At 75.2% G+C, this 3075-nt stretch carries 4 protein-coding genes; all 4 read right to left on the bottom strand.

Features of this window, described 5'->3' with window-relative positions:
• Positions 1 to 303: glycosyltransferase (locus tag MXD58_RS23875; RefSeq protein WP_250609969.1), on the bottom strand; the 303-nt coding region annotated here is incomplete at its 3' end.
• 245 nt (positions 304 to 548) lie between these two features.
• Positions 549 to 1280 (bottom strand): bisanhydrobacterioruberin hydratase CruF, encoded by a 732-nt coding sequence (cruF, locus tag MXD58_RS23870; RefSeq protein ID WP_250609968.1) that lies wholly within the window; start codon positions 1278 to 1280, stop codon positions 549 to 551.
• 116 nt (positions 1281 to 1396) lie between these two features.
• Positions 1397 to 2125 (bottom strand): GNAT family N-acetyltransferase, encoded by a 729-nt coding sequence (locus tag MXD58_RS23865; protein WP_248840105.1) that lies wholly within the window; start codon positions 2123 to 2125, stop codon positions 1397 to 1399.
• A 164-nt stretch (positions 2126 to 2289) separates the two neighbouring features.
• Positions 2290 to 3075, bottom strand: a 786-nt coding sequence (locus tag MXD58_RS23860; protein WP_250609967.1) for an FAD-dependent oxidoreductase, incomplete at its 5' end; no start/stop codon positions are given.

Raw genomic sequence — 3075 nt, 5'->3', positions numbered from 1 at the left:
GGCCGGCGGTGCGCCGCCGCGCAGGGCGCGCACACGGCGGTCGCGGCGCGCCCAGCCGGCCAGCATCAGGCCGGTGCCGTCGGTCGACTCGTCGTCCCAGACGAGGATCTCCAGGTCGGGCAGGTGCGCGGAGGCGAGCAGGGCACCGAGGCAGCCGTCGAGATGAGCGGCCTCGTCGCGCACCGGGAGGATCACGGACACCCGCTCGGGCACGGTCCGGGCCGGTGGCGCGGTCCGCAGCAGCCGCGCGTTGACCGCTGTGTGCACGGCGATCCCGGCCGAGGCCACCGCGGCCGTGCGCACCGCCGCCGACCAGCACCGACCCCACGACCAGCGCCGACCCCACGACCAGCGTCGACCCCACGACCAGCGTCGACCCCACGACCAGCGTCGACCCCACGACCAGCGTCGACCCCACGACCAGCGCCGACCCCACGGTCCCTGCGCCGGTGCACACGGTCCCTGCGCCGGTGCACACGGTCCCTGCGCCGGTGCACACGGTCCCGGCATCGGTGCACACGGTCCCGGCATCGGTGCGTCTGGTCCCGTCACCGGTCCGCCCGCCGTCGGTCCTCGCCGTGGTCGGTCCGCCAGGGCCGTAGGCCCACCGCCAGCACCGCTCCCATCGCGGCGCCGCCGAGCGCGGCCACGCCGGGACGGTCGAAGAACACGCCGTTGGCCACCACCGACGACAGATAGGTCCAGGCCAGCAGGGTGAGTGGGATCCGCTCATCACGGATCTCAGAGCGTCCCGGATCGGGCAGGGCGAGCAGCACGCCGGTCAGTAACGTGCCGACCAACAGCCAGCCGAGGAAGTTCGTCACCGGGATGCCGTTGAGCGCCGGGCCTGAGCTGTGCCAGCGCCAGTGCCCGGCGTTGACCATCTGCGGGTCGAGGAACAGGTCCCAGGTGGCCAGCACCAGTCCGCCGACCACCGCGGCGCGGTCCGGTGCCTGCTGATGCCGGCGGACCAGGACATAGGCGGGATAGGCCATCATCGCCCAGGCCAGCGGAACCACGAGGGACACCCCGAACAGCCGGGGCCCGAGCGATGTCCCGTAGACGTAGCGCCCGAACGGCACGCCGGTGTGCACACCGAGTGTCTCCACGGCGAGCCCGCCGCCGACGGTGACGACGACGAAGGCGGCGGCCCACCACGGACCCCGGGTCGCCGTTGCGTGCGTCGTCGAGGCCAGGAAGAACACCACAACCGTCGCGGCGGTCAGCGCGCCGCGCGCCGTGCCGTCGACCAAGGGGTAGGGGATCTGGGTCGCGACCACGCCGATCGCCAGCAGCCACCCCCAGCTGGGCGGCCGATGACGGCGGGTTTCACCGGAGCTGTCCCGACCAGGCGGCCGGGGCGCCCGGAGCGCGTGCGGCACCGGGCGCTCGGACATCACCGCACGGGCTCGGGTTGGCCGGAGCCGCCCGCGCGCTCGCCGTCCGTGTGCCCGCCGTCCGTGTGCCCGCCGTCCGAGTCGGCGCTGTGCGAGTCGGCGCTGTGCGAGTCGGCGCTGTGCGAGTCGGCGCTGTGCGAGTCGGCGCTGTGCGGGGACGCGGCCGAGGCCGCGGGCAGTTCCTTGCCGAGCACCGCGTAGGGGGTGAGCGTGCCAGGGAACTGGAAGTCCGACAGCAGTGGTACGAATCCCTCGCTCGCGTAAAGCCGGCGCGCGCGACTGCCGGGCGGCTCCAGGGCGGACAGCGCCGCCGTGTGCTGCGGGACATCGCGCAGCAGCTCCCGTAGCAGCGCCCGGCCGATCGAGCGGCCCTGCCAGGCGGGCAGCACGTGCAGCTCGACGACCTCCAGGCAGTCGTCGAGCCAGTGCCGCGCCGTCGCGGGCGACACCGCCGTCAACGCGTCGTGGACCACGTCATGCCACCACTGGCCGGGTTTGCCCGGCAGCGCATAGGTGATGCCGACGAGGGTGTCGTCGGGCGTGACGGCGGCGATCGCGCGCAGGTCGGTGCGGTCGAAGTGCCGACGGGCGTGCAGCGCCCGGTCCCGGGCGGCTCGGACGGGGTCGGCCTCGTGGAAGTCGAGGAACGCCGCCTTGTAAACGCCGATGACGTCGTCGAGCCGGGTACGCATGCGACGCGGCGACCACGGGACCACGCTGACGTCCATGTCGGTCAACGCCGTCGCCTCCTGTCCGTGCCCCGGCGGCCCGAACTGGTTCCGCCGACGGGTCCGGCGGGCCAGGAGGCCGGGTCGCACCCTCACATCGCCAGACGATAACGCGCCGGTCGCCGAGCGCGCCGGGCGGCGGGAATGCCTGCTACGTAACGTCGTCAGTCTGACGCGGAGGGCATATTATCCGGGATGTGCGGCAGGCCGACCCGGTCGCCGGCCAGGGCCAGCCCCGCGCACCGCGGTGCACCGTCGAGCAGGTCCGCGACCAGCAGCGCCACCGCCGGGGCCTGGACCGCGCCGCCGGCGTTCGTCCCCGCGGCGACCACCACCCGCCCCTGCGCCGCGGGCAGGGCGGTGACCAGCGGCAGGCCGTCCGGAGTTGCCGGTCGTTCACAGAACCGGACATCGCGCACGTCGAGGCTGCCGTCGCAGCGACGCAGTTCGGGAAACAGCCCGCCGACGGCCCGTTCGGTGACGGCTCGCAGCTCCTCAGTGCCGGCCCGCGCGGCTGACCGGTCGGCGCGGCCGAGGTAGCCGAAGCCCGCGCTGACGTGGATCAGGGATCCGTCCGGGGACAGCGTGACGTTCATGACGCCGAGCGGATCACCGGCGTGGATCTTCACCGGCCTCGTCAGCCCCGGGTTGGTCAGGGTCAGCGACAGTCCGAGCAGGTGGGCGACGGCGCCGGTGCCCGGCCAGCGGGCGCCGAGGAGGCGGTCCAGGTCGCGGCCGCCGGCGGTCACGACGACCTGGTCGGCGCTGAGCGCCTCGCCGCCGACGAAGCGCAGGAGCACCCCGGGCGGCGCGACGGCGGTCCCGTCGTTGCGACGGTCACCGGCGGGCGCCGGCTCGAGGGCGGGGGCCCGGGCGGGGGGGGGGGGGGGGGGGCGGGGGGCGGGGGGGGGGGGGGGGGGGGGGGGGGGGGGGGGGGGGGGGGGGGGGGG

The organism is Frankia sp. AgKG'84/4 (genome assembly GCF_023242965.2).
Lineage (GTDB): Bacteria > Actinomycetota > Actinomycetes > Frankiales > Frankiaceae > Frankia.
The sequence above is the reverse complement of the archived record's forward strand: the minus strand, read 5'-3'. Positions and strand labels throughout refer to the sequence as shown.